Genomic DNA, 26441 nt, shown 5'->3' with positions numbered 1-26441 from the left:
CGGTTGCGCTTTGACGCATGTTCCAGCGGAAAATGCCAGAACCCCCTTCCGCAGTGTGGAAGTTGAGTAAGTTCCCTCCTGTCGCGCCGCAGACCGTGCACTCAGCACGTCCGGCCGGGAGGGGAGCCCGCGTGCCCGGGATCGACGAATGCCTGCTCGAAGCCATGGCCCTGCCTGGTGCGCGGGGGGCCGCGCTGGTCGACTGGAGCAGCGGACTGGCCCTTGGCACCGCGGGGGAATCCCCCGTGGGCGACCACGAGACCACCGCCGCCGAGACCGCCGAGCTGGCCCGGGCGGCCGCCGAGTACGAGTCCTTCGCCCCGGCGGTCACCGCGACCTTAGGCGGCGAGGCGGCCGGCCCGCCCGTGGAGGACCTGATCGTCACCACCCGCACCGGCTACCACGTACTGCGCTTCGTCGAGACGAGCTTCGACAGCAGTGTCTTCCTGCATCTCTGGCTCGACCGCACCGACGGCAACCTCGCCCTCGCGCGCCACAGACTCCGGGCCCTGGCAGAGGGGCTGGTGCTCAGATGACCGCCACCTCGGCCACCGCGGTCTCCCCCCTCCTCACCCGGCTCGCCGCCGAGCGGGCCACCGGAGCACTGCTCCGCGACCGCGGCACCCTCTTCCTGGAGGACGGCCGCATCGTGCACGCGGAGAGCCCCGCCACCCCCGGCCTCGACGTACTGCTCACCACCGGCGGCGGCCTCGCCCCCGAGCGCTGGCGAGAGGCCGTCGACCGGGCAGGAGCCCGCCGCCAGGTCGCCCGCTTCCTCGTGGACAGCGGCGGACTCGCGGGCGGGGAACTGGAGATATGCCATCTCGCCGCCATGTTCGACGCCGCGTTCTTCGCGCTCTCCCCGGGCAGCGGCCCCTCCCGGTTCCGTCGCGGAGCCACCCACTGGATCGGCTCGGTCCGCTCCGTCCCGGCCGCCGCCGTCGAGCGCGAGACCTGCCGGCGCAGGGAACTGCTCGACGCGGTCTGGCCCTACCCGCAGCTCGACACCGCCCCGGTGGTGCCCCGGCCCGCCGCACCCGGCCAGACGGTCACCTCCCGGCAGCGGATCCTGCTGCACCACGCCGACGGGGTGCGCACCCCGGCCGACCTCGCCTGGGTGCTGGGCCGGCCGGCCTTCCACACACTGCTCGACGTACGACGCCTCGCGGCGGCCGGACTGGTCGAGACGCCGCACGCGCCGGCCCCGCAGCCGCCCGCGGCACCCCTGCCCGACTGGATGACCCAGGACCAATCCCCGGACGTGGCGCTGCTCCGCCGGTTACGCGACGCACTGGAGGCAAGTCTGTGAGGCTCCCGCTGCGACCGGTCCTGCGCACCGACCGCTCCGAGCGGAGGCAGCCCGATTCGAGGGCGGCCGAAAGGAGGAAGTCCGACATGAGTACGGTGCCCCCCGAGGCGGAGGCCGAGATACTCGCCGAGCTCCGCAGGCTGCGGTCCCGAGTGCCCCAGCTCACCGGCGCCTTCGCCGCGAGCACCGACGGCCTGGTCCTCGCCCAGGACAGCACCGCCACCGAGGCCGAGTCCGTCGCGGCGCTGACCGCGGCCGCCCTCGGGGTGGCCCAGCGGCTCAGCGACTGCACGGGCCAGGGCGGATTCCGCGAGCTGCTGGTACGGGGCGAGGAGGGGTACGTGGCGACCTACGCCGCGGGCGACGCCGCCGTCCTGACCCTGACCGCGGAACCGCGGGTCAACGTCGGGCGGCTCCACCTGGAGGCCCGCCGCTCCAGCGTCCGGATAGCCGAACTCGTCGAACCCGCCCTCGGGCGCCGCCGGGGTCCGGGCTCCGCGCCCGCGTGAACCCGCACCGCCGCCGGTACGGCGCCGTCCCGTACGGCGCCGTCCCGTACTGCTCCGTTCCGTACCACCGCACCTGACAGAGACACCGAGACAGACACCACCAGCGACATCACTCAGCGAACGAGAAAGAGGAACGACTCATGGCCAACGTGGAGACAGCGCTCAAGGAAGCCACCACCCTCATCGAGGGCGCCGTCGGCGCCGCACTCGTCGACTACGGCAGCGGCATGGCCCTCGGCACCATCGGCGGCGGCAAGGACCTCGACCTCACGGTCGCCGCGGCCGGAAACACGGACGTGGTGCGCGCCAAGGTCCGCACGATGGAGATGCTCGGGATCAAGGACGAGATCGAGGACATCCTCATCACCCTCGGCACCCAGTACCACCTGATCCGGCTGATGCGCGCCCGGGGGTCCGCGGCGGGCTTCTTCCTCTACCTGGTGCTCGACAAGGGTCGGGCCAACCTCGCGATGGCCCGTCACCAGCTGAAGAAGATCGAGTCGGACCTGGAGATCTGACGCAAGACCGCGTCGTCGAGGTGGCGGACGGTTTAATTCTTGCCGTCCGCCCGGCGATCGGCTTCGTTTGCCCTATATGGGTGGAGTTTATAATTCTGTTACAGAGTAGGATGCTGTGAGCAGCTGATCATCGATAAAGCATAAAACGCTGGAGAACCCGCCACCCATGCCCCCGCGCCTGAGCATCGTCGTCCCCGTTTACAACGTCGAGCTCTATCTCGACGAGTGCCTGGAATCCATCGCCGCTCAGACCTTCGAGGACTTCGAGGTCATTCTCGTGGACGACGGGTCCACGGACACCAGCGCAGTCATAGCCAAGGCGTTCGCCGCCAAGGACAAGCGCTTCCGTGTCGTGATGCAGGAGAACGCGGGCCTCGGCGCCGCGCGCAACGTCGGTGCCCGCCACGCCCACAAGGACGCGGAGTACCTGGCCTTCGTCGACAGCGACGACACGATGCCGGACTACGCCTACGAGCGCATGATCGCCGCGCTCGACGAGACCGGCTCCGACTTCGCCGGTGGCAACGTGAAGCGCTTCCGCTCCGTGGGCATGCAGCAGTCCTGGGGTCACCGGGCAGCCTTCGCCAGGACGCAGCTGAAGACCCACATCTCCAAGTTCCCGGCGCTGGTCACCGACCGCACCGCGTGGAACAAGGTGTACCGTCGCTCCTTCTGGGACCGGCACGGCTTCCAGTACCCGGAGGGCATCCTCTACGAGGACGCCCCGGTCAGCATCCCCGCGCACTACTTCGCCGCCAGCGTCGACATCCTCAGCGACTGCGTCTACCACTGGCGCGTCCGCGAGACCGGCGAGCGCTCCATCACCCAGCGCTCCACCGACCCGATCTCCCTCATCGACCGCGTGAAGTCCGTCCGCCTCGTCCGTGAGTCCCTCAAGGCCAAGCAGGGCGCCAAGTACGTCCGCTACCTGCGCGACTACGACTACAACGTGCTGAGCGAGGAGCTCCCGCTCATCTACAAGTACGTCGGAGAAGGCGGCCCGGACTTCCGCGCCGCGTTCGTCAAGGAGGTCGGCGGCCTCGTCCGCGAGATCGGCACCGCCCCCTGGTCCTCCCTGACCGTCGCGGACCGGCTGAAGGCCTACCTCGCCGGCGAGGGCCGCGTCGAGGACTTCATCGCCCTCCAGAACCACCAGCGCGACTACCACTACAGCGTGCCGGTCAAGGGACTCGCCCGCCCGCAGGCGGACTACCCCTTCCTGCACGGCCGCCCCCCGGTCCCCGCCAAGATCCTCACCCTCGGCCCGCGCGAGCGCCGCGTCGTCAGCCGTCTCGAGCAGGCGTCCTGGTCCGACGGCAAGCTGCAGCTGCGCGGCTACGCCCTCCCCGGCCACCTCGGCGCGGAGAGCCGCCTCGGCTCCCGCAAGATGCTGATCTTCCGCGAGGGCGGCAAGCGCCGTCGCTCCGTCGTCGGCACCCGCACGGTCGCCTCCCCGATGGCCAGCGTGATGTCCCCGCACCTCGCCCTGCGGCACGCCGGCTGGGCCGGCTTCACCGCCGCCATCGACCCCTCGATCTTCCAGTCGGGCGGCACGTGGCGCGACGGCACGTGGACGACTTCCGTCGCCGTCACCGGCGCCGGCGGCCTGCACCGCGCCCGCCTGCGCGGCGGCGAGCACGACACCGGCCAGAACCCGCCCCCGCACTGGGTGGCCCCGGACGTCCGCATCGTCCCCACCGTCTCCGGATCCCTCACCATCCAGGTGGAGGTCGTCGGAGCCCGCGCCCTGGACGTGCGCCCGGCCGGCGAGGACGCCCTGGAGATCATCGGCGAGCTCTCCGCCGCGGTCGGCGTCCCCGTCGCCCTCCAGGCCGTGCACGTCACCACCGGCACCACCGCCACCTTCCCGGTGGAGACGGCGGCCGGCGACTCCGCCGACGGCGGCAGGGTCCCCTTCACCGCCCGGGTCGAGCTGGCCGAGCTGGCCGCCGTACCGGACACCGAGTGCGAGCCCGGCGAGTGGACCCCGGAGCCCTGGAGCCTGTCCGTGCTCGGCGCCGACGGCACCGAGCACCGCCTGGCCCACGACGAGCGCGGCGGCTTCAACGGCCTGGCCGTGCCGCTGCCCGGAACCGACAAGGGCCGCGCCGTCTTCGCGAAGCGCGGCAACACCGGACACCTCACGCTCTCCGTGCAGCCCTCGCCGCCGCTGATCGACGAGGTCACCGCCGCGGAGGGCACGCTCACCCTGCGGGGCCGCTTCGTCGCGCCGACCGACGAGCCCTACGAGCTCGTCCTGCACAACGCGCACGGTGTGGAGTTCAGCTACCCCGTCACCCGTGACGGCGAGCGCTTCACCGCCGAGTTCGAGCCGATGCTCCCCGAGGCGTACGCCGGCCGCACCACCCTCCCCGAGGGCCGCTGGTGGCCCACCATGCGCCCGGTCGCCGAGGGCGGAACCACCGCCGGCCTGCTCGGCGTCGACCGCGGCGCGCCCGTGCAGATGAGCACCGGCATGCTGTTCTCGGGTCCGCACCCGGTCACGGTGCAGGGCCGCCGGATGCGGGTCGAGACCCGCTTCCACGACCGCGCGGTGCTGGTGGCCGACCCGCTGCTCAGCCCGCACGACCGCTCCAACCACGCCCAGCGCGTCGCCCGCTACGAGACCTACCCGGCGCAGCGTGCCCTGCCGGTCAAGGACATCGTCGTCTACGACACCTTCCAGGGGACCGGCGCGGGCGACTCGCCCCGCGCCATCCACGAGGAACTGCTGCGCCGAGGCGAGAAGCTGGAGCACATCTGGCTGGTCCGTGACGGCCGCGCCGAGGTCCCCGCGACCGCCCGCGCCGTGCAGTACGACAGCGTGGAGTCCTGGGACGTCCTGGCCCGGGCCCGCTACTACGTGACCAACGACAACGTCCCGCGCCGCTTCCGGCGCCGCCCCGGACAGATCGTCGTCCAGACCTGGCACGGCACGCCGATCAAGCAGATCGGGCACGACTTCGTGCACGACTACTACACGAGCCCGGAGATCCTGGAGGGCCTCGAACACGACAGCGCCCAGTGGTCGCTGCTCGCCTCCCCGAGCTCCTACGCCACGCCGCTCCTCAAGCGGGCCCTCGGCTACGACGGCGAGGTCATCGAGGCCGGCAGCCCGCGCACCGACGCGCTGGTACGGCCCGACGCGGAGCGCATCGCCGAGGTCCGGCGCCGGCTCGGCCTGCCCGAGGGCAAGAAGGTCGTCCTCTACATGCCGACCTGGCGCGAGAACTGCGAGGGCTTCTCCGGCGGCTACAAGCTGGACCTGCGGATCGACCTGGAGGCGGCCCGCCGCGAGCTGGGCGAGGACCACGTCCTGCTGATCCGCGGCCACCACCACGTGACCGAGCAGGTCCGCGACGGAGTCCGTGACGGGTTCGTCGTCGACGTGTCCCGCTGGGCCGACGCGGCCGACCTGCTGCTCGTGGCCGACGTGCTGATCTCGGACTACTCCTCCGCGATCTTCGACTTCGCGCTCACCGACCGGCCGATCCTGCTCTTCACGTACGACCTGGCCCACTACAAGGGCACGCTGCGCGGCTTCAACTTCGACCTGGAGGCCAAGGCGCCCGGCCCGCTGCTCGCGGACTCGGCGAGCCTGATCGAGGCCGTGCGCAACGTGGACGCGGTCGGTGCGCAGTACGCGGCGGCGCGGGCCGCGTTCCGCGAGGAGTTCTGCGACCTGGACGAGGGCCACGCCGCCGAGCGGGTCGTCGACCGGATGCTCGCGATGAACGAGGCCGGCGAGAAGTAGGCCGTACGAGCCAATTCCAGACCGGACACAGACCGGCCCCGGGCCCACCGATGAATTTCGGGCCCGGGGCCGGTCTGTATGTGAGGACGTGCGCACGCACGCACTCACCCACTCGCCTGGAGGCAGTCATGAGCGGCAACGGGTTCACCACGTGCCTGTGGTTCGACGGCAACGCCGAAGCGGCCGCGGACTATTACCTGTCCGTGTTCAAGGACGGCAAGCGGGGCCGGATCGGCCGCTACAACGAGGCGGGTCCCGGGCCGGCAGGATCGGTGATGGTCGTCGAGTTCGAGATCAACGGGCAGAAGTTCGTCGGTCTCAACGGCGGACCTCAGTTCCACTTCTCGGAGGCGATCTCCTTCCAGATCCACTGCGCCGACGAGGCCGAGTCGGACTACTACTACGACGCGCTCACGAAGGACGGCGGCGAGGAGTCGGCCTGCGGCTGGGTCAAGGACAGGTTCGGGCTGTCCTGGCAGGTCATCCCGCCGGGCGCCATCGACCTGGTCACCGACCCCGACCCGGAGCGGGCCGCCCGGGCCACCGCCGCCATGATGAAGATGAAGAAGCTGGACGTGGCGGAGATGCGGAGGGCGGCGGACGCCGCCTGAACCCGGCGGGGGAGGGCCGGGCGTGCCGAGGCCGGCTGCGCCGGAGCCCGGGGCCGTGGCCGTCGGGGCCGGGCGCGCCGGGGCGTCTCCTCGGGCGTCGAACGTTTCCAGGGGGTGCAGAGCTCGGGGTGGTTGCGTTCGACGCCCTGCGGGGACGCCCCGGCGCACACCCGTCCCCGCCGCCCCCGGCGGCGGGGTGCGGGACACCCTCTATCAGGCCGCGATCCGGGCGAGCAGGGCCGGGAGGGCGGTGCCGATCGGCTCGCGGATGACCTCGTCGGCGAGGGAGTCGTACGGGGTCTCCTCCGCGTTCACGATGATCAGGCGGGCACCCGCCTCCGCGGCCATCCCGGCGAGCGAGGCCGCCGGCTGCACCTGGAGGGTGGATCCGGCGGCGATGAACACCTGGCAGCCCTTGGCCACGGCCATCGCCTGCCCCAGCACCACCGGGTCGAGCCGCTCCCCGAACATCACCGTCGCGGCCTTGAGGATCCCGCCGCACGCCAGGCAGGCGGGATCCGGCTCCCCGGCGGCGACCCGCGCCAGCGCCTCGTCCATCCCGGACCGGGCGTGGCAGGCCGTGCACACCACCGCGCGGGCGGTGCCGTGCAGCTCGAACACCTTGCGCGGCGGCATCCCGGCGAGCTGGTGCAGCCCGTCCACGTTCTGGGTGAGGACCCGGACCGGAGTGCCGCCGCGTTCCAGTGCGGCGATGGCGAGGTGCGCCGCGTTGGGCCGCGCCCCGACCGAGCCGAGTTCGGCCCGCATCAGCCAGGAGCGGCGCCGGATCTCCGGATCGGTCATGTAGTACTCGTACGTCACGAGCTTCTCCGCGTCGGGCTCCCGGCGCCACAGACCCTGCGGCCCCCGGTAGTCCGGAATCCCGGAATCGGTGGACATTCCTGCCCCACTGAACACTGCGACGAGCGGCTTTCCCATGCGCCGACCCTACGGACAGACCGCCCGCATCCGCGAACGCATTTGGCCCCGCCGGCCTTCACCCGTCCGCCCGCCACCGGATCCACCATCCGGAGTACGCGGTGGCCCCGCTCTCGTGCTTCCTCTCCGATCGTTCCCGCCGGCGGGGCATCCGGGCCGGAGCCCGCGGAAATCCGGGGTGGGGAACGGCCCCCGAAGAGTCGTTTCTGCGGTGAATCGATCCCGCCACGGGAGTAGGACACGCGACGCACCGGGGCGCGCCGCCGGGGGCCGAGGGTTACATATCGGATATGAAGCTCATGCCGTACAGCCTCGGCGTCCTGCCGCTGACCCTGCTCGCCCTGCTGGCCCCGACGCCCGGCCACGCCGCCCCCCGGGACGGGGACGGCGCCGTCCCCGCCGCGGCCCGGGGTGGGCACACCGCCGCCGAGATCACCCGCTTCCTCAGCGAGTTCTACGGTGACCACGGCCCCTCCGACGACGGCCGCGAGAACCAGGTCTCGCAAGTCCTCAAGGACAAGCAGAAGGAGGACACGGACGCCGACGTGCTCCTGTGCGCCGAGAACGAACCCGAGGACATCGGCATCGGCCCGGTCACCGTCGCCCAGGCGGCTGGGATCGGCTGGGCCACCGTCACCACGCACTGGGGCTCCGAGACCACGGACACCTTCACCGCGTACGTACGGTTGGACTCCCAGCCGATCCGGCTCGACGACGTGATCTGCGCGGGCTGAAAATCCGCGACCGCGCCCGGGAGCGCTCACTAGGCTGGTGGTCGTGATCATGACCACCACGCCCGCCGCGACCGTCCTGTACTGCGCCGACCCGCTGAACGGGCGCCGTACCGACCCGCACTTCGCGGCGGAGGCCAGGGCGCTGCGCACCCAGGGCGCGGCGGTCGCCCTCGTCGACCACGACGCGCTGCTCGCCGGGGACTCCGAGCGGGCCGTGGCGCGCGTCCCCACCTCGGCGGGCGGTGTCCGCTACCGGGGCTGGATGGTTCCCGCCGCCCGGTACGCCGAGCTGGACGGGGCACTGCGGCGGCGCGGGGCCGAACTGCGCGTCGGCCCCGAGTCCTACCGCCGGGCCCACGAACTCCCCGGCTGGTACGAGACGTTCGCCGCCCTCACTCCGGCGAGCGTCTGGCTGCCCGTCGCCCCGGGGGAGATCCCGGACGGGAAGCGGCTCGCCGCGCTCGCCGCCGGACTGCCGCCCGGCGCGGCCGTGGTCAAGGACTACGTGAAGTCCCGCAAGCACGAATGGCACGAGGCCTGTCACATCCCCGACCTCGCAGACCCGGTGGCCCTGCACCGGGTGGTGAGCCGCTTCGTCGAGCTCCAGGACGAGTTCCTCGTGGGCGGGGTGGTGCTGAGGGCCTTCGAGTCCTTCGTCGCGCCCGAGGGCTCGGCCACGGAGGTCCGGGTCTGGTGGCGGGACGGGGAGCCCCGGCTGTTCACCGCCCACCCCGACAGCCCGGTCCCGGAGGTCGCCGAGATCCCGGCGCGCGACCTCGAACCGGTACGGGCCGCCGTACGGGCGCTGGACTGCCCCTTCGTGACCACGGACCTCGCGCTGCGCACGGACGGGGCATGGCGGGTGGTGGAGGTCGGCGACGGGCAGGTCAGCGATCTGCACCGGGAGGTCGATCCTGCCCTGCTCACCGCCCTCCTGACGGATGATCAGCCCGATTCCGGCCGCTGACGGTCTGGTACAACACAGGGCATGACGACATTCGAGATCACCGGCGCGAGCGCCGCCGACATGGAAATGATCCGTGGCTGGGCCGACGAGGAGGGCTGGAACCCGGGGGACTCGGACCGGTTCGCGTTCGCCGTCGCCGACCCGGAGGGTTTCCTCGTCGGCCGGCTCGAAGGCGAGCCGGTGGCCTGCGTCTCCGCCGTCCGCTACGGAGCCGGCTTCGGCTTCATCGGCTTCTACATCGCCCGCCCCTCCCATCGAGGCCAGGGCTACGGCATCCGCATGTGGGACGCGGCGATGCGAAGGCTCGACGGGCGGCTCATCGGCCTGGACGGGGTCGTCGAACAGCAGGACAACTACCGCAAGTCCGGGTTCCGTCACGCCTGGAACAACATGCGCTACGAGGGCGTGCCCCGGGCCGAAGGCGAAGCCGGCGGCCGGGTCGAGATCGTGGACGCGGCCTCGCTGCCCTTCGGCCGGCTCGCCGCCTACGACCGACGGTTCTTCCCCGAGCCCCGCGACGCCTTCCTGTCCGCCTGGACCGCCCTGCCCGGCCGGACGGCGCTCGCGGCGGTCCGCGACGGCCGCATCGAAGGCCTCGGCGTGATCCGACCGAGCAGCGGCGCCCACCGGATCGGCCCGCTCTACGCCGCCGACCCGGAGGTGGCGGCGGCGCTGGTGCGGGGCCTCGCGCGATCCGCGCCCGGCGCGGCGGTCGCCGTGGACGTCCCCGACGCCAACCCGCACGCCGCCGGGCTGTTCGAGGCGCTGGGCCTGGAGCCCACCTTCGAGACCGCCCGCATGTACACCGGCCCGACCCCGGAACTGGCCCTCGCCGAGCTGTTCGGGGTGACCAGCCTCGAACTGGGCTGACCGCGCAGCGGCCGACCGGACGGCGGTCGCACGGCGCCGCCCGGCCGGTCCGTCCCGCGCACGGTCAGAAGTCGAACAGGACGCTCTCGGTGCTCCGCAGGCCGCACGCGTTGGCGAAGACGTGCGCGTAGTTCAGCCGGCGGCCGTCCAGCACCCCGTCGGCCGTCACCGTCATCGGGTTCCACTCCCTGGTACACGCCGTGTCGGCGGCCGGGGCGGTCAGCGCGTCCAACCGGGCGCCGCTCCGGCGTAATTCACCGCACGCCGCGACCGGGTCCGGGTGCGTACCGCCGGGCGCCGGCGCGCAGACGAGGGTCACCGCGCGCAGCACCGTACCCCTGCGGGCGTCGTCCCCGGCGGTCACACCGAGCACGAGCGCGGACGGCGCGTACAGGCTCGCGGTGCCGGCGGGGGCGGCCGCGCCGGCCTGAGCGGCCGTGACGGCAGGGGTGGCAGGGGTGGCGCCGGCGGCCCCGGGCCAGGCCAGCGCGGTCAGCGCGGTCAGCGCCATGGCGGCGGATCCGAGCCCGAGACTCCTTGCGATGGACCGCATTTCGAACACTCCCTTGGGTCGTTGTTTCGGATAGCGGACGCAGTCTTGCCCACCCGGGACGTGAACGCCCGTTCGCACCCCTGTTTTTCGTCACCGATCGTGTACGAATGAGTGCAGACAGCAGCGTCGGTCGATGCCCTGACCTGTGCGGGAGCGCGCCGCCTAATCGGCCGAACACCGACGGGGAGACGCTCCGGAAACCTCCGGGGGTATGGCCGGCCATACCCCCGGGACACCCTCTGGCCCCGCTGTGCCGGACCGCCCCGGACGGTTGGCTTGGGGCATGGAAAACGACGCGATCCAACTCAGGGACGTCAGCCGTCTCTACGGGGCCGGCGACCACGCCGTCACCGCACTCGACCAGGTCACCCTCGACTTCCCCCGGGGCAGCTTCACCGCCGTCATGGGCCCCTCCGGCTCCGGCAAGTCCACCCTGCTGCAGTGCGCGGCCGGCCTCGACCGGCCCACCTCCGGCACCGTGACCGTCGGCGGGACCGAGCTCACGCGGCTCGGCGAGACCAGGCTGACCCTGCTGCGCCGGGACCGGATCGGCTTCGTCTTCCAGGCCTTCAACCTGCTGCCCTCCCTGACCGCCGAACAGAACGTCTCCCTCCCGCTGCGCCTGGCTGGCCGTCGCCCCGCCAAGGCCGAGGTCCGCGAGGTACTCGCCCGGGTCGGTCTCGGCGACCGGGCCCGGCACCGGCCCTCCGAGATGTCCGGCGGACAACAGCAGCGCGTCGCCCTCGCCCGCGCCCTGATCACCCGACCCGACGTCCTCTTCGGCGACGAGCCCACCGGAGCACTGGACTCGCAGACCGGACGGGAGGTGCTCACCCTGCTGCGCACCATGGTCGACACCGAGGGCCAGACGGTCGTCATGGTCACCCACGACCCCCTCGCCGCCTCCTACGCCGACCGCGTCGTCTTCCTCGTCGACGGCCGCCTCGCCGGGGAACTCCACGGCGCCCGTGCCGAGGAGATCGCCGCCCGGATGACGAAGCTGGAGACCGTGCCGTGCTGAGCGTCGCCCTGCGCACCCTGCGCACCCGCTGGGTCACCTTCGTCGGAAGCTTCGTCGCCCTGGCCCTCGGTGTCGGCCTGATCGCCACCATGGGACTCGCGCTCGCCGCCACCCTCGACGCCCCGGAGCAGCAGCCCGAACGCCTGGCCCGGGCCACCGTCGTCGTCAAGGGCAACGACACCCTCCGCGTCGCGACTCCGATCGGAGAGCGCACCCGCGAACTGGCCCACCCCAAGTCCGTCGCCCCCGAACTCGCCCGGCGGCTCGCCGGCCTCGGCCCCGTCACCGAGGACCGCTCCTTCCCCGTCCGCGCCGAAGGCGGGCCCGGGCGGCTCGTCGGCCATCCCTGGTCGGTCGCCGCCTTCGCCCCGTACACCCTCGACACCGGCCGGGCCCCCGAGTCCGACGGCGAGGTCGTCACCACCGGCTGGGCCCGGCCCGGGGACCGGCTGACCACCGACCGCGGCCCCGCCACCGTCGTCGGCACCGTCTCCCACCCCGGCGCCCCGCACCGCCCCGGCTTCGAGGACGCCGTCTTCTGGACCGACGCCCGGGCCGCCCGCCTCTCGCCCGCCATCGACCAACTCGTCGTGGCCGCCGACCCGGCAGCCGTACGGGCCGCCGTCGGCCAGGACCCGGACGTACGGGTACTGACCGGCCGGGACATCCGCCACGCCGACCCCGACCCGGAGCGCGACAGCGAGGCCCTGCTCGCCGTGAACGCCATGCTGGGCACCGCCGGTGGGGTCACCGGCTTCGTGTCGGTCTTCGTCGTCGCCTCCACCTTCGCCTTCGCCGTCGCCCAGCGCCGCAAGGAGTTCGCCCTGCTGCGCACCGCCGGAGCCACCCCCGGGCAGATCCGCCGCATGGTGCTCACCGAGGCGCTGCTCCTGGGCGTACTGGCCTCCGCCGTCGGCTGCCTCCTCGGCTCGTACGGGGCACCCCTGGTCGCCCGGTGGTCCGTGGACGCCGACCTCGCACCGCGCCGGTTCGCCATCGGCGATGCCACCTGGCCCTACCACCTGGCCTTCTGGACCGGACTGCTCGTCGCCCTCGCCGGGGTCGCCGCCGCCTCCCGGCGGGCCGGCCGGGTGGGCCCCGCCGAGGCGCTGCGCGAGGCCGCAGTGGAGACCCGCACCATGACCCCGGGACGCTGGGTCCTCGGCGCCGGACTCCTCCTTACCGGCCTCGTCACCCTCGCCATCGCGTTGCTCGACGACCCGTCCGACCTGCTCCACCGCAAGACCTACACGAGCCGCCCGATGCTGCTGATCGTCGCCTTCGCGCTGCTCGCCCCGGTACTGGTCAGGCCGCTCGTCCGGCTCGTCGCCTGGCTCCCGGCCCGACTCCCGGGCGCCGGCGGGATGCTGGTGCGGGAGAACGCGGCGGCCGGAACACGGCGTACCGCCGCCATCGCCGCCCCCGTGCTCGTCACGGTGGCGCTGGCCGGATCCCTCATGGGGGCCACCGCCACCCTGAACGAGGCCAAGGCCACCGAGGTCCGGCAGCGCACCACCGCCGACTTCGTGATCACGGCCGGCGCCGGGGGCTTCGACAGGGCCGCCGTGGAACGGCTCCGGGCCGTCCCCGGAGCCGAGATCTCCGCCACTGCCGCAACCGCCGTCTACGTCCTGGAGGAGGGCGTGGCACTGATCCGCTCCGACGCCCGCGCCGTCGACCCGGCGGCCCTCGCCCGGACCGCCGAACTGCCCCTCATCGCGGGCAGCGTCGCCGACCTCGACGACGGGTCCGTCATCGTCACCGGGGAATGGGAACGGCACACCGTCGGATCCACCGTGGACCTCTGGCTCGGCGACGGCAGCCGCAAGACCCTGCGGATCGCGGGCGTGATGGCCATCGGCACCGGCAACAACGGCGCCTACGTCACCGCGGCCAACGCCACCGGCGCGCCCGTCGACCGGATCGACGTACGGCTCACCCCTGGTGCGGACGCCACAGCCGTCGGCTCCGGCCTGGCCCGGGCGGTCGGGCAGGCCGGGGGCAAGCTCCTCACCAAGGACCAGTGGGTGGCGGCCGTTTACCCGAAGACCACGCGCACGACCAGACTGGGCTTCCTGCTCGTCCTCGGCATCGCCCTGCTCTACACCGGCATCGCCCTCGCCAACACCCTCGTCATGGCCACCTCCGACCGGGCCCGCGACCTCGCCGTACTGCGGCTGGCCGGCGCCACCCGGTGGCAGGTGCTGCGCCTGGTGGCGTGGGAGGCCCTGCTCGTCGTCCTCGTCGGCGCGGTCACCGGAGCCCTCGTCGCAGCCCTGAACCTGGGCGGGATCCGGGCTGCCCTGGGGCTCCTGGGAGTCCGTAGCCCCATAGTGATCCCCTGGGAGGTGATGGGCGTGAGCTTCGCCGCCTGCGCGGCCCTGGCGGTGCTCTCCGCCACCGCTTCCGCCGCGGTGTCGCTGCGCCGACCCGCGGTCGGGCCGGCAGGCCTACGGGGATAGCGGACGGCCTAGCCGGCCGCCATGCGCGGGGCGTACAGGTCGAGGAGACGGGTACGGGTCTGCTGGAGCCGGAGCGCGAGGACCCGGCCGACCCAGTGCCCGATGGCCGACCCGAAGGCGGGATCGGAGTCCATGAGCATCCGTACGGTCACCCCGTCGAACTCGTACGCGCGCACCGGGGTCATCGCCTCCGCGCTCAGCTGCCACACGTAGGGCGGGAAGAGCCAGGACCAGCCCACCAGCTCACCGGGGCCCAGGCTCTCCACCGAAGCGGGCCGCCGGACGCCGGGCATGGGGATCTGCAGGGTCACGGTGCCGGAGCGCACGATCCAGAAGGACTCCGCGCGTGCGCCCTCCTCGAAGATCCGCGCACCCTCTTCGAAATTGACCTCACGGGCCTGGGACATCAGCCGGCCGCGGTGCTCCGCGGACAGCACGGCAGCGATCCGGATGGGGGAAGGTGTGCTCACGACGGCCTCCGATCACGACCCCCCACGACGACGCTCCTGCTCTCCCCAGTGTCGCCGACACCCGCCCGATGCCAAGCGGATCGCGCGCGGCATCTTCGGCGGTGTCCGCGCCCGGCCGCGCCGGGCCGCGCCCCGTCCGGTCAGTCGTCGGCGTTGGCCTCGAGGCAGGCCAGCTCCATCGCGTCCAGTACCGCCTCGTGACTGCGACCGCTGAGCTCGGCGACGTTCTCGATCTGCGCCGTGACCCAGGAGGCGAGGGTCATCGCCAGCACGCGGAGCCCGTCGGTTCCGTGCCGGGCCAGGATCGCGTCGGCGACCTCCATGGCGTCCTCGGGCACCTGCTCGGGCGGCTCCAGGCCCACCAGGCCGCGCAGCATCGTGAGGGCGCGCAGCGAGATCTCCGGGGTCATCCCCGCCAGTCGCATGTCTTCCTCGTCGTTCATCCGCCCGATCCCCTCCGGTGTGCCGCGCCCATCGTCTGAGGGCACGGTAGAGGGGCGTGGCGCGGCGCGGGGCGGTTTCGTGCGGGTGACCCTGAGTGATCGGGCGGCGGCGGCCGGTTCCCGTCGCCGGGGATGGGCCCCTGATCGGCGCGGCGAACGGGCGGGAACCGGGGCCGGGCCCCGGGCGGCGCGGGGCCGTGGCATGCTCGGCGCATGCCCGAAGACGCGCCCGAAGAGATGCCCGAAGACACGCCCGAGGACGCGCCGGAAGAGGTGCCCGAAGACGCGCCCGAGGACGTGCCCGGCCGGCAAGAAGGACTCGCGTTGAACCGCGCGCTGTGGGACACCCGCGCCCGCATCCACGGCTCGACCTCCACCGACAGGTTCTACGACGTCGAATCCTTCGTCGCCGGGCGCCAGACGCTGTACGCGCTCGAACGCGAACTGGCGGGGGAGGTGGTGGGCAAGGACCTGCTCCACCTCCAGTGCCACTTCGGGATGGACACGCTGAACTGGGTCCGGCTCGGCGCCCGGGCCACCGGCGTCGACTTCTCCCCGGCGGCCGTCGAACGGGCCCGCGCGCTCGCCGAACGGACCGGCCTGGCCGCCACCTTCGTGGAGGCGGACACCCAGCGACTGCCCGAACACCTCGCGGACGGCTTCGACGTCGTCGTCGCCACCTACGGGGTCCTGTGCTGGATCGCCGACGTCAAGGCCTGGGCCCGGGGCGCCGCCATGGCGCTGAAACCCGGGGGAAGCCTGGTCATGGTGGACCTGCACCCCGCCTTCCAGACGATCGCCACCGTCGAACCGCTCGTCGCCGACTGGCCCTACGGCGGGGGCGAGCCGCAGCGCGAGACGGTCACCGGGACGTACGCCGAGCCGGGGATGCCCGTGCCCGGGCACGACACCGTGCAGTACCCGCACTCCCTCGGCGACATCGTCAGCGCGATCGCCGACGCCGGGCTCACCGTGAAGCACCTGGGCGAGCACACCGCCGCCGAGTTCGACCCCCGGGGCATCCTGAGCCAGGGTCAGGACGGCCTGTACCGGCTCCCCTTCGGGGACACCCACCTGCCCGTCCTGTACTCGCTGCGCGCGTCGCGGAGCTGACGGAGAGCGCCCCATGCCCATCCCCGGGAAGCACCCGAACACCGCGCTGCGCCACGCGCTGAAGCTGCTGGACCTGCTGGTCGAGGGCGCCCCGGCGGAGAGCTTCACACCGCCGCACGCAGCGGACCCGGACCTCTCCGAGGCGGAGGCGGCGGCGATGGCGGACGCCACCCGGGTCGCACTGCGCATCCGCCGTACGCTCGGCCGGCTCCGCCGACGGGAAGCGGAGCTCGCCGCCCTCTTCGACACCGCCGGAGACCTCGCCGGGCTCCGGGACCCGGACGCCGTACTCAAGGCCATCGTCCACCGGGCCAAACTGCTCCTCGGCACCGACGTGACGTACCTGTCCCTCAACGACGACGAGGCGGGCGACACCTACATGCGCGTGACCGACGGCTCCGTCTCGGCCGCGTTCCAGCAGGTGCGCCTCGGCATGGGCGAGGGCCTGGGCGGGCTCGTCGCGGAGACGGCCCGTCCCTACACCACGGGCGACTACCGCGACGACTCCCGGTTCCGGCACACCGAGACCATCGATCACGCCGTCGCCGAGGAAGGGTTGCGGGCCATCCTCGGCGTACCGCTGCGGCTGGGCGCGCGGGTGATCGGCGTCCTCTACGCGGCGGACCGCACCACCCGCGCGTTCACCCCGGACGAGGTGGCGCTGCTGTCCTCCCTCGCCGACCACGCCGCGATCGCCATCGACGGCGCCCGGCTCCTGGACGAGACGCGGACCGCGCTGGTCGACCTGAACGCGGCGTCGCGGACCATCGAGGCGCACAGCGAAGCCATCCGCCGCGCCGAGGACGCCCACGACCGGCTGACCGACCTGGTGCTGCGCGGCGGGGACATCACCGACGTCGCGACCGCCATCGGCGCCCTGCTGCGGGGCGGCACGCTCATCCACGACGCCGACGGCATCGAACTCGCCCGTGCGGGCACCGACCCGCAGCCCCCGCCGGCCCGGGCCGTCGCCGCCTCCCGGGCCGACGGACGGGCCGTGAACGTCGCGGGAACCTGGGTGTGCGCGGTCCTCGCCGGCCCCGAACTCCTCGGCGGCATCGCCCTGAGCGGCCGCGCCGACCTCGACGACGCCGACCGCCGCCTCTTCGAACGGGCGGCCGTGGTCACGGCCCTGCTGCTGCTCCTGCGCCGCTCGGTGGCCGAGGCCGAGGACCGGGTGCGCGGCGAACTCCTCGGCGACCTCCTCGGCGGGGCCGCGGACCCGGCCGGGCTGGCCAGCCGCGCACGGCGCCTCGGCGTGGACCTGCACCAGCCGCACGCGGTGTTCGTCCTGCACCCCGAGCCGGCGCGCCCCGAGCGGGTGCACTCCGAGCCGGGGCACTCCGCGTCCGTACGTCCTGGGCCCGTACGCCCCGGGCCACCGCATCCGGGAACCGCGTCGCGGCTGCCGGCCGCCGCCGCCCGCATCGCGCAGGCTCGCAAGGGCCTGTCCGGGGTACACCGCGGGGACGTGGTCCTCATATGCCCCTCCGAAACCCCCGGTGCCTGCGCGGCCGACCTCGCGAACGAGCTGGGCCAGGCACTCGCCGCCCCCGTCACGGTCGGCGCCGCGGGCCCGGCCACCGGCCACGCGGCGTTCGCCTGTGCCCATGCCGAGGCCCGCCGCTGCCGCACCGCCCTGCGGGCCCTGGGCCGCTCCGGCACCGGGGCGGCCCTGCGCGACCTGGGCTTCCTCGGCGTGCTGCTCGGCGACCCGACGGACCTGGGCGGCTACGTCCACCGCACGCTGGGACCCCTGCTGGAGTACGACGCACAGCGGGGCACCGAGCTCGTCCGCACCCTGACCGTGTACTTCGAGGCCGGCATGAACCAGTCCAGGGCCCGAGAAACCCTCCACGTGCACATCAACACGGTGGTCCAACGCCTGGACCGGATAGGCCGATTGCTCGGCCCGGACTGGCAGCGCCCCGAGCGTGCCCTGGAACTCCAGCTCGCCCTGCGCGTCCACCGGGTGCACGCGGCCGACTAGTGCCCTGACCGGCAACCCTTTCCGGCCAGAGGACTAGGAGGTGGGACGGGCTGGCGCGAGCCTCCACGCCAGGGCGAGCGCGAGGCAGATCGCGACCGCCGCGACCGCGAACGTGGTCCGCATCCCGGTGGCCGTGGCGCCGGCGGACGCGGCCGCCACGTCGGGGGCCGCCGACGCGAAGGCGAACACGGCGCCCATGACGGACGCGCCCGTGACGAGTCCGAGATTGCGCGACAGATTGAGCAGTCCCGAGACGACGCCCCGCCGGTCCGGGCTCACATCCGCCATGACGGCCGTGTTGTTGGCCGTCTGGAAGAGCGCGTAGCCGCTGGTCACGACCGCGATGGGGAGCACGTAGCCCCAGACGCCGAGCGTCGCGGGAAGCAGGACGAGCAGCGCGCAGCCGGCGGCCATCGCGGCGAGCCCGGCGATGGTCGCACGCCGGGTGCCGAACCGGTCCGCGCCCCGCCCGGCCGGCACCCCGGTCAGGGCGGCGACCAGCGGTCCCACCGACAGCGCCAGCCCGACGGGCGCCTCGTCGAGGCCCAGCGTACGAGCGAGGTAGAACGGGCCGACGACGAGCGTCGCCATCATCACCGTGGAGACGAGCGCGCTCATCGCGAGGCCCGCGCCGAGCACCGGATCGCGCAAGGTCGCGAGGCGGACCAGCGGCGACGCCGACCGGGTCTCGGCGCGTACGAAGAGACAGGCACCGACCGCGGCGGCGAGCAGCAGGGCCAGGCCGAGCGCACCGAACCCGCCGCGTTCGATGGTCATGGCGAGTGCGTAGGCCGCGAGGGTCAGGGCGAGCAGCAGGGTGCCGACGCCGTCGAAGCGGCGCCGCCCGGCCCCGGGCTCACGCTGCCGGTCGGCGGGCAGGAAGCGGTGCGCGAGCACGAGGGTGAGGACGCCCAGCGGCACGTTGACGAGGAACATGGACCGCCAGCCGAGTCCCGCGATGAGCGCGCCGCCCAGGGACGGACCGAGAGCGGTACCGATCGCGGACATCGTCCCGAGCAGCCCCATCGCCCTGCCGGTCCGCTCCTTCGGAACCGTCTCGCCGACGAAGGCCATGGTCAGGGCCATCATGACGGCCGCTCCGAGGCCCTGCGCCGCCCGGGCGGCGATCAGCCACCACAGCGACGGCGCGGCTGCGCACAGGGCGGAGGCCGCCGTGAACAGGAGCAGACCGCCGAGCAGCAGTCTTCTGCGGCCGAAGAGGTCACCGAGCCGCCCGGCGCCGACGATCAAAGTGGTGATGGCGAGCAGGTAGCCGAGGACGACCCACTGGACCTGCTGGAACGAGGCGTCGAACGCCCGCGCCAGCGTGGGCAGCCCGACATTGGCGATGCTGGTGCCGAGGGAGGACAGCAGCATGGACAGCGACAGGCCCGCGAGCGCCCAGGGCGCCGGGGCCGGGCGCCGGATGCGCCCCGCTGCCCCTGGGTGCTCGTCGTCGTGCCGTCCTGCGCCGACCGGGGTCGCGTCACTGTGAGGATTCATGGGCCGGAGCGTGCGCCCGCCGGGGTGCTGCGGCAACTCTTGTTGCCGTTTCCGGGACGGAGGGATGGAATGCCCACATGAACACCTCAGCCGACACCGCACCGGACGACCCGCAGGGCGAGCCGGGGCCGTACCAGGCAGTCCTGGACCAGGTCGCCCCCCGGCTCCGGCGGCTGCGCGCCGCCCGGGGCCTCACCCTGGCCGCGCTCTCCGAGGCGACCGGCATTTCGAAGAGCACCCTCTCGCGGCTGGAGTCCGGTGGGCGCCGGCCCAGCCTGGAACTGCTGCTGCCGCTCGCCGGGGCGTACGGCGTGCCGCTGGACGACCTGGTCGGTGCCCCGGAGGTGGGTGATCCCCGAGTCCGGCTGACGCCCCATCCGCTGCCGAGCGGCGGTACGTTCGTCCCCCTGACCCGGACCCCGGGCCCACTCCAGGCGTACAAGATGATCATCACCGACCGGGGCTCCGAGCCGGACCACCGTACGCACGAGGGCTACGAATGGCTGTACGTGCTGAACGGCCGGCTGCGCCTCGTCCTCGCCGAGCACGACCTCGTCCTCGGCCCGGGCGAGGTGGCCGAGTTCGACACCCGGCTGCCCCACTGGTTCACCAGCGCGGACGGGCGGCCCGTGGAGATCCTCAGCCTCTTCGGCAGGCAGGGGGAGCGGATGCACGTCCGGGCGAAGCCGCGCTGAACCGGCGGCGCCTGTAGGGTCTGGCCGTGACGACCCCATGGGACACCATCAGCGCCCTCGCCGACCGCTTCAACGCCTCGGACGCCGGCAAGGGGATAAGGCCCGAGGAGAGCCACGTCCTCCAAGTGCTCAAGATCGGCGAGGAGTTCGGGGAGGCCGCCCAGGCGGTGATCGGCGCCAAGGGCACCAACCCCCGCAAGGGACACTCGCACAGCTGGGAGGACGTCCACGACGAGGTGTGCGACGTCATCATCACGGGCATGGTCGCCCTCGCCCGGATGCGGCCCGACGCGGCGGAGTACTTCGAGGGTCAGCTCCAACTGAAGGCGGGCAAGTTCCTCCCGGCGGCGGGGGCGGAGTGAGATTCCTTCATTTGGCGTGAACAGAACAGCGAATCACCCTAGGGTGCGCCCGTACGGTCACACCGCACACGCAACTGGGGGGTTCATGCGTAGATCCAGAGGGTTCGCGGCCGCCGTCGCCCTGTCCCTGGCGGGAACCGGCGCCGGGCTCGGCCTCGGCCTCGTCCCGCAGGCCGCGGCGGTCACCCCGCCCGTCGCCTTCACCGCCGACCCGCTGCCCACCTGGCAGCCCAACGGCGTGGTCTGGGCCCTCGCCGAGGCGGCCGGGCAGGTCTTCGTGGGCGGCACCTTCTCCGCCGTGCGCCCGCCCGCGGGCGGCGCCGGAAGCGAACAGCCGGCCGTGAACTTCGCCGTGCTCGACGCCGCCACCGGCGCACCGACCTCTTGCACCCTCTCCTTCACCGTTCCCTCCGGTACCGCCACCGTCCGCGCGCTGGCCCTCTCCCCGGACAAGAAGACCCTCTACGCGGGCGGCTACTTCGGCGCCGTCAACGGCACCGCCGTCTCCAGCCTCGCCGCGGTCGACGTGGCGAGCTGCACGGTGAAGACGGACTTCCGCCCCGCCTTCGCGGCCACCGTCCGGGCCCTCGCCGTCACCGGCGACACCGTCTACGCGGGCGGCGACTTCCTCGGCGTCGCCGGCCAGTCCCGTCAGCGCTTCGCCGCCGTCGGCGCGGCCGACGGCGCCCTCAAGCCCTTCACCGCCGACGCCGACGAGCCCGGGCGTGCGATCGAGGTCACCCCGGACGGCAAGAGCGTCCTCCTCGGCGGGGACTTCTTCACGGTCAACGGTACGAACACCCACGCGCTGGCCGTCGTCGACGCGACGAGCGGCGCACTCACCAAGTCCTATGACGGCTTCATCGAGACCAACTCGGTGGTCAAGGACATCGCGACCGACGCGACCGGCTTCTACACCGCCAACGAGGGAACGGGCGGCGGTGTCTTCGACGGCCGCATCGCGCTGGGCCTCGCCGACTTCAACCAGCGCTGGCGCGACACCTGTCTGGGCGCGACCCAGGCCGTACTGCCGTACCAGAACGTGCTCTACAGCGCCTCGCACGCCCACGACTGCTCCAGCGTCGGCGAGTTCCCCGACGGCCAGCGCCACCACCTGCTCGCCCAGCCCACCACCGGCACAGGCAAACTGGGCTGGGCCCCCGACACCAACGACGGCATCGGCGAGGGCATTGGCCCGCGCGTGATGACCGTCGGCTCCAAGGGCGGCGTCCAGTACCTGTGGGTCGGCGGGGAGTTCACCACCGTCAACGGCGCGGCGCAGCAGAGCCTGACCCGCTTCGCCTCCACCGGGGACACCGGGGCGCCCAGCGTGCCCGTCGCGAGCGCTGTCAGCTTCAAGCCCGGCGAGGTACAGGTGCGCTGGCGCACCAGCCTCGACCTCGACGACAGCGCACTGACCTACAAGGTCTACCGGGGCGGCGCGGCCACGCCGATCGCGACCGTCACCGCCGACTCGCTGTTCTTCAGGCGTCCGCAGGCCTCGTGGACCGACACGACCGTCACGCCCGGCCAGTCGTACACCTACCGGGTGACGGCCACCGACGCGGCCGGCAACACCAGCGCCCTGTCGCCCACGGCGAGCGTCACCGTGCCGACGAAGACCGATGCCTACCCGAACCAGGTCCGGGCCGACGGAGCCCGGCAGTACTGGCGCTACGACGAGTCCGTCCTGCCCTTCGTCGCCGACTCCTCCGTCTCGGGCAACAAGAGCGGCGTGCACCTGAACGCCCCCGCCCTGCGGCAGACCCCGGGCGCGGTCTCCGGCGCGAGCACGGCGATCGGCTTCAACGGCACCGACACCCAGGTGTACGGGGACGAACGGCAGACCGTGGGGAACACCTACACCACCGAGACCTGGTTCAAGACGAACACCACCCGGGGCGGCAAGCTCTTCGGCTTCGGCAGCAACCAGGCCCGCGGCAGCAATCAGTACGACAAGCACATCTACATGACCAACGACGGTCGGCTCGTATTCGGCGTCTACACGGGAGCCACCCGCACCATCACCACCCCCGGCACCTACAACGACAACGCCTGGCACCACGTCGTCGCCACCCAGGGCCCCGGCGGCATGACCCTCTACGTGGACGGCGTACAGAAGGGCACCCTGGCCGTCACCACGAACGAGAACTTCGCCGGCTACTGGCACGCGGGCGGCGACAGCCTCGGCGGCTGGCCCGACCGCCCGACCAGCGAGTACTGGGCGGGGCAGCTCGACGAGACCGCCGTCTACCCGACCGCCCTGAGCGCGGCGCAGGTACAGAACCACCACGCCCTCGCCACCGCCCCGGCCGACCAGGTGCTCCAGGTGACCGCCGCCGAGGACACCTACGCCAACGCCGGCGCCCCCGACGCCAACTACGGGACCTCCAGCTCCCTCGCCGTGCGCGGAAGCTCCTTCTACGCGAGCTACCTGCGCTTCAACCTGCCCGCCGCGCCCGCCGGCACCGTGCTCAAGTCGGCCGTCCTGAGCGTCAAGACCAGCACCATGAGCGGCGCCGGTACGACGGACACCATCTCCGTGCTCCCCGTCACCGGGGCCTGGACCGAGGCCGGGACGACCTACAACAACCGCCCCGGCCTGGGCGCTCCGGCGCTGGGCGGCTTCGCGGGGATCCCGGACGGCTCGGCGGTGCACACCGCCGCGCTGACCACGGCGAGCGTCTCCGCGGCGCTCGGCGGCGGCTACGACCTGGCGCTGAGCAGCACCGGCACGGACGCCCTGTGGCTGTGGTCCTCGGAGGCCCAGGGGGGTGAGGGCACGCCCCGGCTGACACTGACCTTCGGCGCACCGTGACCAGGCCGCGACGACCCCGCCGTCACCCTGCGCACGGTGGTGGCGGACGGGGCCGTCGCCGACAGCGCGGCCTCGATCCGGGTCCTGCGGAAATGCGGCTCCACCATCACCGACAGCACCCGGGAGTTCGCCCGCTCACGCGGCGAGGAAGCGGACGTACTCCTGCTCACGCTCGACCGGCAGGGCCGCCGGGGCCGCCTCCGGACTCCCAGCGGACCTCGCCGTCCTGCCGGTGCGGGGTGGGCCGGAGCCCGCAGGCGGCGGCCACCGCGGCGGAGGCGGCGTGGTCCGGGTGCACGTGCGCGACGAGGAGGTCGACGGGCAGCCCCCGCAGCCAGTCGGCGAGCGCCCGGGCCGCCTCCGCCGCCAGCCCGCGGCCCTGCCAGGGCGTACCGACGACCCAGGCCAGTTCGGCGAGGCCCCGCGCCGGTTCGACGGTGGCCTGAACGGTACCGACGAGCCGGCACCCGGCGCGCAGCCGCAGCACCCAGTTGCACCAGACCACCCCGGGATCGGGAGACCCGGCGGCAAGCCGCTCATACCGCGCACGCAGCTCATCGGCAGCGAGCGGCGCACCGCCGATGAAGGAATGCAGAGCGGGATCGGCCAGCACGCCGGCCATCTCCTCGGCGTGCGAAGGGCGCAGGGGTACGAGCTCCAGCCGCTCGGTGGCCAGCACGACGGGCCGTACCCCGGCCGGGGCCGCGACCCCCCGGACCTTCGCGCCGGCCCCCGGGCGCGGCACGCCGTCCACGGACAGGCAGATGCCGAACACCCGGTCATGGCCGGCCCAGCCGTTGACGCGGCCCCGGTTGTTGCTGATCCGCACCCGACGGCGGGGGCCGTCCACGGCCGACACCAGGTGCAGGTACACCGTGCCCGAGACGCGGACCAGGACGATGTCGCCGACCTCGACGAGCGCCGGGTCGGCGGGCGCGACCCGGACCTTCTGCCGGCTGCGGACGAGCGGCGTCATCGAGTCGCCGGTCGGCCGGAATTCCACGGTCTCGCCCCGGCCGAGCCGGTCCGCCATCGCCTCGAGCATGCCCATCCGGCGAGTCTGCCCGTACGGGAGCGCCGCGGCCAGCGGGTTTTCCGGCCGGGCCCTCAGCGGGGCGGTTCCACCTCCAGGAACCGGCGGTGGCGCGGGCCCCGGTACAACAGGCACACCCACCCCGCCCGTTCCAGCACCGCCGCGCAGGCCGCCAGGCGCTCCTGTTCCTCCTCGGCCGCGCCGGATCCCGGTGCGCCGAGCCAGGTCACCTGCGCGCGCCCGGACTCCGCCGCGGCGGCCACCCGGTAGCCGGTGCGCGTGCGCCGGCCCACCGCGTCCAGCGCCGAGGGAGGCATGCCCGCGGCCTCCAGGGTCAGGGCCACCGCGCGCGGGGCCTGCCGTACCTCCCACGGCGCGGGCACCGAGGCGCCCGCCGGGCCGCCCACCAGGCGGCGGATCTGGAGCAGGCCCTCGTAGGCCGTGCGCACCTCGGCGGCCCGCCCCGGCTCGGCAGGCTCCGGATCCGGCCCGTCGCCCGTCGCGGGCTCGAAGCCCTGCCCCTCCGACATCCGCCGCCCCCTCCCATCTGAGTACGTCGTGCCCAACGGCCTGAGTATCCGCCCCGATTCCCCGCCGCGCCGCCGCTGGTCGAATGGGGCCATGACCTCCGAGACCCCCCGCGGTACGACGACCACCGCACTCCGGCCGACCCGGCAGCACGTCACCACCGCCGGGACGGCCCTGGCCCTGGCCCTGGCGCCGCTCGTGGTCGGGGTCCTCGTCGCCAAGGGGCTGGGAGCCGACCCGCTGACCCCGGTCAACGCCCTCATCTCCGGCGGCGGCCACCGCGCCGGGCTGCCGCGCGCCGAGTGGCGGCGGCGCGGCCACGTCACCATGTGCCGACTGCGCACCGTCCGCCGCGCCGCGCGCCCGCGTCGCCTCAGGCGAGCGGCTCCTGCAACTCGGTGACCCACTGCTCACGGTCCTCCGGGCAGGCCAGCGTCAGCTCCCGCGCGTACCCCGCGGACCGGTGGCCGTGCGCGTCGATCCACCGGGCCAGCGCCTGGGCCGTGGGCAGCACCCCGTCCATCGAACCCCGGTGCACCACCGTCGCGGCCCGCTCGACCCCCGGCAGCGTGACGATCCGCACCTCACCGCCCAGTTGCCCGGCGCCCACCGACGCCGCCACCGGCAGCGCGGCGTGCACGCGGATCGCCCCGTCGGGCGCGTCCTCGTAGTAGGCGATGCCGGGCCCGGTCGGAGCCACCCCCGCCCGTTCCATGGACCGGCACAGCTCCTCGTACAGCGGCCCGATGACCGGGCTGATGTCCTGCGGCTCGTAACTCCTCGCGATCCCCGTCAGCTCGGCGAGCCGGACGGGCGGAAGGCTCTTCACGACGATGTCGTCGGCGGGCATGGATCCCTCACTCTCGATGGTCCGGAGCCTCGCCTCGACCTGGACCAGCCGGGCCGCCGCGGCGGCCATGGCGGTCTCCAGCTCCGCCTGCCGCAGCCGCAGCATGCCGCGCAGCTCCTGCGCGTCGACCCGCTCGTCGAGGATCGAGCCCACCTGGTCGAGGCTGAAGCCGAGTTCCTTGAGCGCGATGACACGGTTGAGGCGGGCGAGCTGGCCCGCCTCGTAGAAGCGGTAGCCGGTGAAGGGGTCGACACGGGCCGGGCGGAGCAGTCCGAGGGCGTCGTAATGACGCAACATGCGGACCGAAACCCGGCCGTGCTTGGCGAAATCTCCGATGCTGAACATGACGCTCTCCAGTGCAGGCCCTGACACAGGGGGAGGGTCAAGCC

General features: G+C 73.3%; 25 protein-coding genes. 17 read left to right on the top strand and 8 right to left on the bottom strand.

Annotation, left to right across the window (positions count from 1 at the left end):
* Window positions 1-131: 131 nt before the first annotated feature.
* The 6 genes from ACIQ5Y_RS18445 (at window position 132) to ACIQ5Y_RS18420 (ending at window position 6701) form a co-directional block, all read left to right on the top strand.
* Window positions 132-536, top strand: coding sequence for a hypothetical protein (locus tag ACIQ5Y_RS18445; RefSeq protein ID WP_403880952.1), 405 nt, complete (start codon window positions 132-134; stop codon window positions 534-536).
* Complete coding sequence (locus tag ACIQ5Y_RS18440; RefSeq protein WP_403880949.1) at window positions 533-1309, top strand: transcriptional regulator; 777 nt, start codon at window positions 533-535, stop codon at window positions 1307-1309. Before ACIQ5Y_RS18445 ends, ACIQ5Y_RS18440 begins: the two co-directional genes overlap by 4 nt.
* An 86-nt stretch (window positions 1310-1395) precedes the next feature.
* The gene (locus ACIQ5Y_RS18435) at window positions 1396-1818 is read left to right on the top strand and encodes a roadblock/LC7 domain-containing protein (RefSeq protein ID WP_403880946.1); all 423 of its coding nucleotides are present in this window, start codon (window positions 1396-1398) and stop codon (window positions 1816-1818) included.
* A 140-nt stretch (window positions 1819-1958) separates the two neighbouring features.
* Window positions 1959-2336 carry a hypothetical protein gene (locus ACIQ5Y_RS18430; RefSeq protein ID WP_384756796.1) on the top strand — a complete coding sequence of 126 codons (378 nt, stop codon included), beginning with the start codon at window positions 1959-1961 and terminating at the stop codon, window positions 2334-2336.
* A 166-nt stretch (window positions 2337-2502) separates the two neighbouring features.
* Window positions 2503-6090: a CDP-glycerol glycerophosphotransferase family protein gene (locus ACIQ5Y_RS18425; RefSeq protein ID WP_403880943.1), complete on the top strand. Its 3588-nt coding sequence runs from the start codon at window positions 2503-2505 to the stop codon at window positions 6088-6090.
* 128 nt (window positions 6091-6218) lie between these two features.
* A complete protein-coding gene (locus ACIQ5Y_RS18420) occupies window positions 6219-6701 on the top strand; it encodes a VOC family protein (RefSeq protein WP_403880940.1) in 483 nt (160 codons plus the stop codon).
* A 213-nt stretch (window positions 6702-6914) separates the two neighbouring features.
* Here ACIQ5Y_RS18420 and ACIQ5Y_RS18415 read toward each other — a convergent pair whose 3' ends face one another.
* Entirely contained in the window at window positions 6915-7640 is a 726-nt protein-coding gene (locus tag ACIQ5Y_RS18415; RefSeq protein ID WP_403880937.1) for an SIR2 family NAD-dependent protein deacylase, read from the bottom strand.
* A 290-nt stretch (window positions 7641-7930) separates the two neighbouring features.
* Here ACIQ5Y_RS18415 and ACIQ5Y_RS18410 point away from each other — a divergent pair, with 290 nt between their 5' ends.
* Genes ACIQ5Y_RS18410 through ACIQ5Y_RS18400 form a run of 3 tightly spaced genes read left to right on the top strand, consistent with a single transcriptional unit; the run spans window position 7931 to window position 10211 of the window.
* Window positions 7931-8374, top strand: a complete 444-nt coding sequence (locus ACIQ5Y_RS18410; RefSeq protein ID WP_403880934.1) for a hypothetical protein — start codon at window positions 7931-7933, stop codon at window positions 8372-8374.
* Window positions 8375-8423: 49 nt separating this feature from the next.
* A complete protein-coding gene (locus ACIQ5Y_RS18405; RefSeq protein WP_403880931.1) occupies window positions 8424-9341 on the top strand; it encodes an ATP-grasp domain-containing protein in 918 nt (305 codons plus the stop codon).
* Window positions 9342-9362: 21 nt separating this feature from the next.
* A complete protein-coding gene (locus ACIQ5Y_RS18400; protein ID WP_403880928.1) occupies window positions 9363-10211 on the top strand; it encodes a GNAT family N-acetyltransferase in 849 nt (282 codons plus the stop codon).
* 64 nt (window positions 10212-10275) lie between these two features.
* Here the strand turns inward: ACIQ5Y_RS18400 and ACIQ5Y_RS18395 are convergent, their stop codons facing one another.
* The gene (locus tag ACIQ5Y_RS18395) at window positions 10276-10764 is read right to left on the bottom strand and encodes a subtilase-type protease inhibitor (RefSeq protein ID WP_403880925.1); all 489 of its coding nucleotides are present in this window, start codon (window positions 10762-10764) and stop codon (window positions 10276-10278) included.
* Window positions 10765-11047: 283 nt separating this feature from the next.
* On the opposite strand from ACIQ5Y_RS18395, the gene ACIQ5Y_RS18390 reads away from it, so the two are divergent.
* Together ACIQ5Y_RS18390 and ACIQ5Y_RS18385 are read left to right on the top strand one after the other, a co-directional pair.
* Window positions 11048-11785 carry an ABC transporter ATP-binding protein gene (locus tag ACIQ5Y_RS18390; RefSeq protein WP_403880923.1) on the top strand — a complete coding sequence of 246 codons (738 nt, stop codon included), beginning with the start codon at window positions 11048-11050 and terminating at the stop codon, window positions 11783-11785.
* Complete coding sequence (locus tag ACIQ5Y_RS18385) at window positions 11779-14247, top strand: ABC transporter permease (RefSeq protein ID WP_403880920.1); 2469 nt, start codon at window positions 11779-11781, stop codon at window positions 14245-14247. Before ACIQ5Y_RS18390 ends, ACIQ5Y_RS18385 begins: the two co-directional genes overlap by 7 nt.
* Before the next feature lie 8 nt (window positions 14248-14255).
* Here the strand turns inward: ACIQ5Y_RS18385 and ACIQ5Y_RS18380 are convergent, their stop codons facing one another.
* Together ACIQ5Y_RS18380 and ACIQ5Y_RS18375 are read right to left on the bottom strand one after the other, a co-directional pair.
* Window positions 14256-14717: a Crp/Fnr family transcriptional regulator gene (locus tag ACIQ5Y_RS18380; RefSeq protein WP_376655822.1), complete on the bottom strand. Its 462-nt coding sequence runs from the start codon at window positions 14715-14717 to the stop codon at window positions 14256-14258.
* Between the two features lie 140 nt (window positions 14718-14857).
* Window positions 14858-15160, bottom strand: a complete 303-nt coding sequence (locus ACIQ5Y_RS18375; RefSeq protein ID WP_403880917.1) for a hypothetical protein — start codon at window positions 15158-15160, stop codon at window positions 14858-14860.
* Window positions 15161-15373: 213 nt separating this feature from the next.
* Here ACIQ5Y_RS18375 and ACIQ5Y_RS18370 point away from each other — a divergent pair, with 213 nt between their 5' ends.
* Window positions 15374-16273: a class I SAM-dependent methyltransferase gene (locus ACIQ5Y_RS18370; protein WP_403880914.1), complete on the top strand. Its 900-nt coding sequence runs from the start codon at window positions 15374-15376 to the stop codon at window positions 16271-16273.
* Between the two features lie 13 nt (window positions 16274-16286).
* Window positions 16287-18263, top strand: coding sequence for a helix-turn-helix domain-containing protein (locus ACIQ5Y_RS18365; RefSeq protein ID WP_403880911.1), 1977 nt, complete (start codon window positions 16287-16289; stop codon window positions 18261-18263).
* 33 nt (window positions 18264-18296) lie between these two features.
* On the opposite strand, the gene ACIQ5Y_RS18360 is transcribed toward ACIQ5Y_RS18365, so the two are convergent.
* The gene (locus tag ACIQ5Y_RS18360) at window positions 18297-19766 is read right to left on the bottom strand and encodes an MFS transporter (RefSeq protein ID WP_403880908.1); all 1470 of its coding nucleotides are present in this window, start codon (window positions 19764-19766) and stop codon (window positions 18297-18299) included.
* A 77-nt stretch (window positions 19767-19843) separates the two neighbouring features.
* Here ACIQ5Y_RS18360 and ACIQ5Y_RS18355 point away from each other — a divergent pair, with 77 nt between their 5' ends.
* The 3 genes from ACIQ5Y_RS18355 (at window position 19844) to ACIQ5Y_RS18345 (ending at window position 23641) form a co-directional block, all read left to right on the top strand.
* Window positions 19844-20461 (top strand): helix-turn-helix domain-containing protein, encoded by a 618-nt coding sequence (locus ACIQ5Y_RS18355; protein WP_403880905.1) that lies wholly within the window; start codon window positions 19844-19846, stop codon window positions 20459-20461.
* Window positions 20462-20487: 26 nt separating this feature from the next.
* Complete coding sequence (locus tag ACIQ5Y_RS18350; protein WP_403880902.1) at window positions 20488-20823, top strand: MazG-like family protein; 336 nt, start codon at window positions 20488-20490, stop codon at window positions 20821-20823.
* Between the two features lie 85 nt (window positions 20824-20908).
* The gene (locus ACIQ5Y_RS18345; RefSeq protein WP_403880900.1) at window positions 20909-23641 is read left to right on the top strand and encodes a LamG-like jellyroll fold domain-containing protein; all 2733 of its coding nucleotides are present in this window, start codon (window positions 20909-20911) and stop codon (window positions 23639-23641) included.
* Window positions 23642-23807: 166 nt separating this feature from the next.
* On the opposite strand, the gene ACIQ5Y_RS18340 is transcribed toward ACIQ5Y_RS18345, so the two are convergent.
* The gene (locus ACIQ5Y_RS18340; RefSeq protein WP_403881037.1) at window positions 23808-24320 is read right to left on the bottom strand and encodes a GNAT family N-acetyltransferase; all 513 of its coding nucleotides are present in this window, start codon (window positions 24318-24320) and stop codon (window positions 23808-23810) included.
* A gap of 428 nt (window positions 24321-24748) precedes the next feature.
* The gene (locus tag ACIQ5Y_RS18335; protein WP_403880898.1) at window positions 24749-25204 is read right to left on the bottom strand and encodes a hypothetical protein; all 456 of its coding nucleotides are present in this window, start codon (window positions 25202-25204) and stop codon (window positions 24749-24751) included.
* A 91-nt stretch (window positions 25205-25295) separates the two neighbouring features.
* Here ACIQ5Y_RS18335 and ACIQ5Y_RS18330 point away from each other — a divergent pair, with 91 nt between their 5' ends.
* Complete coding sequence (locus ACIQ5Y_RS18330; protein ID WP_403880896.1) at window positions 25296-25604, top strand: hypothetical protein; 309 nt, start codon at window positions 25296-25298, stop codon at window positions 25602-25604.
* Here the strand turns inward: ACIQ5Y_RS18330 and ACIQ5Y_RS18325 are convergent.
* A complete protein-coding gene (locus tag ACIQ5Y_RS18325; RefSeq protein WP_403880895.1) occupies window positions 25576-26397 on the bottom strand; it encodes a MerR family transcriptional regulator in 822 nt (273 codons plus the stop codon). The genes ACIQ5Y_RS18330 and ACIQ5Y_RS18325 overlap by 29 nt on opposite strands.
* Window positions 26398-26441: the final 44 nt, after the last annotated feature.

The organism is Streptomyces sp. NPDC096339 (assembly GCF_044762985.1).
GTDB lineage: Bacteria > Actinomycetota > Actinomycetes > Streptomycetales > Streptomycetaceae > Streptomyces.
The sequence above is the reverse complement of the archived record's forward strand: the minus strand, read 5'-3'. Positions and strand labels throughout refer to the sequence as shown.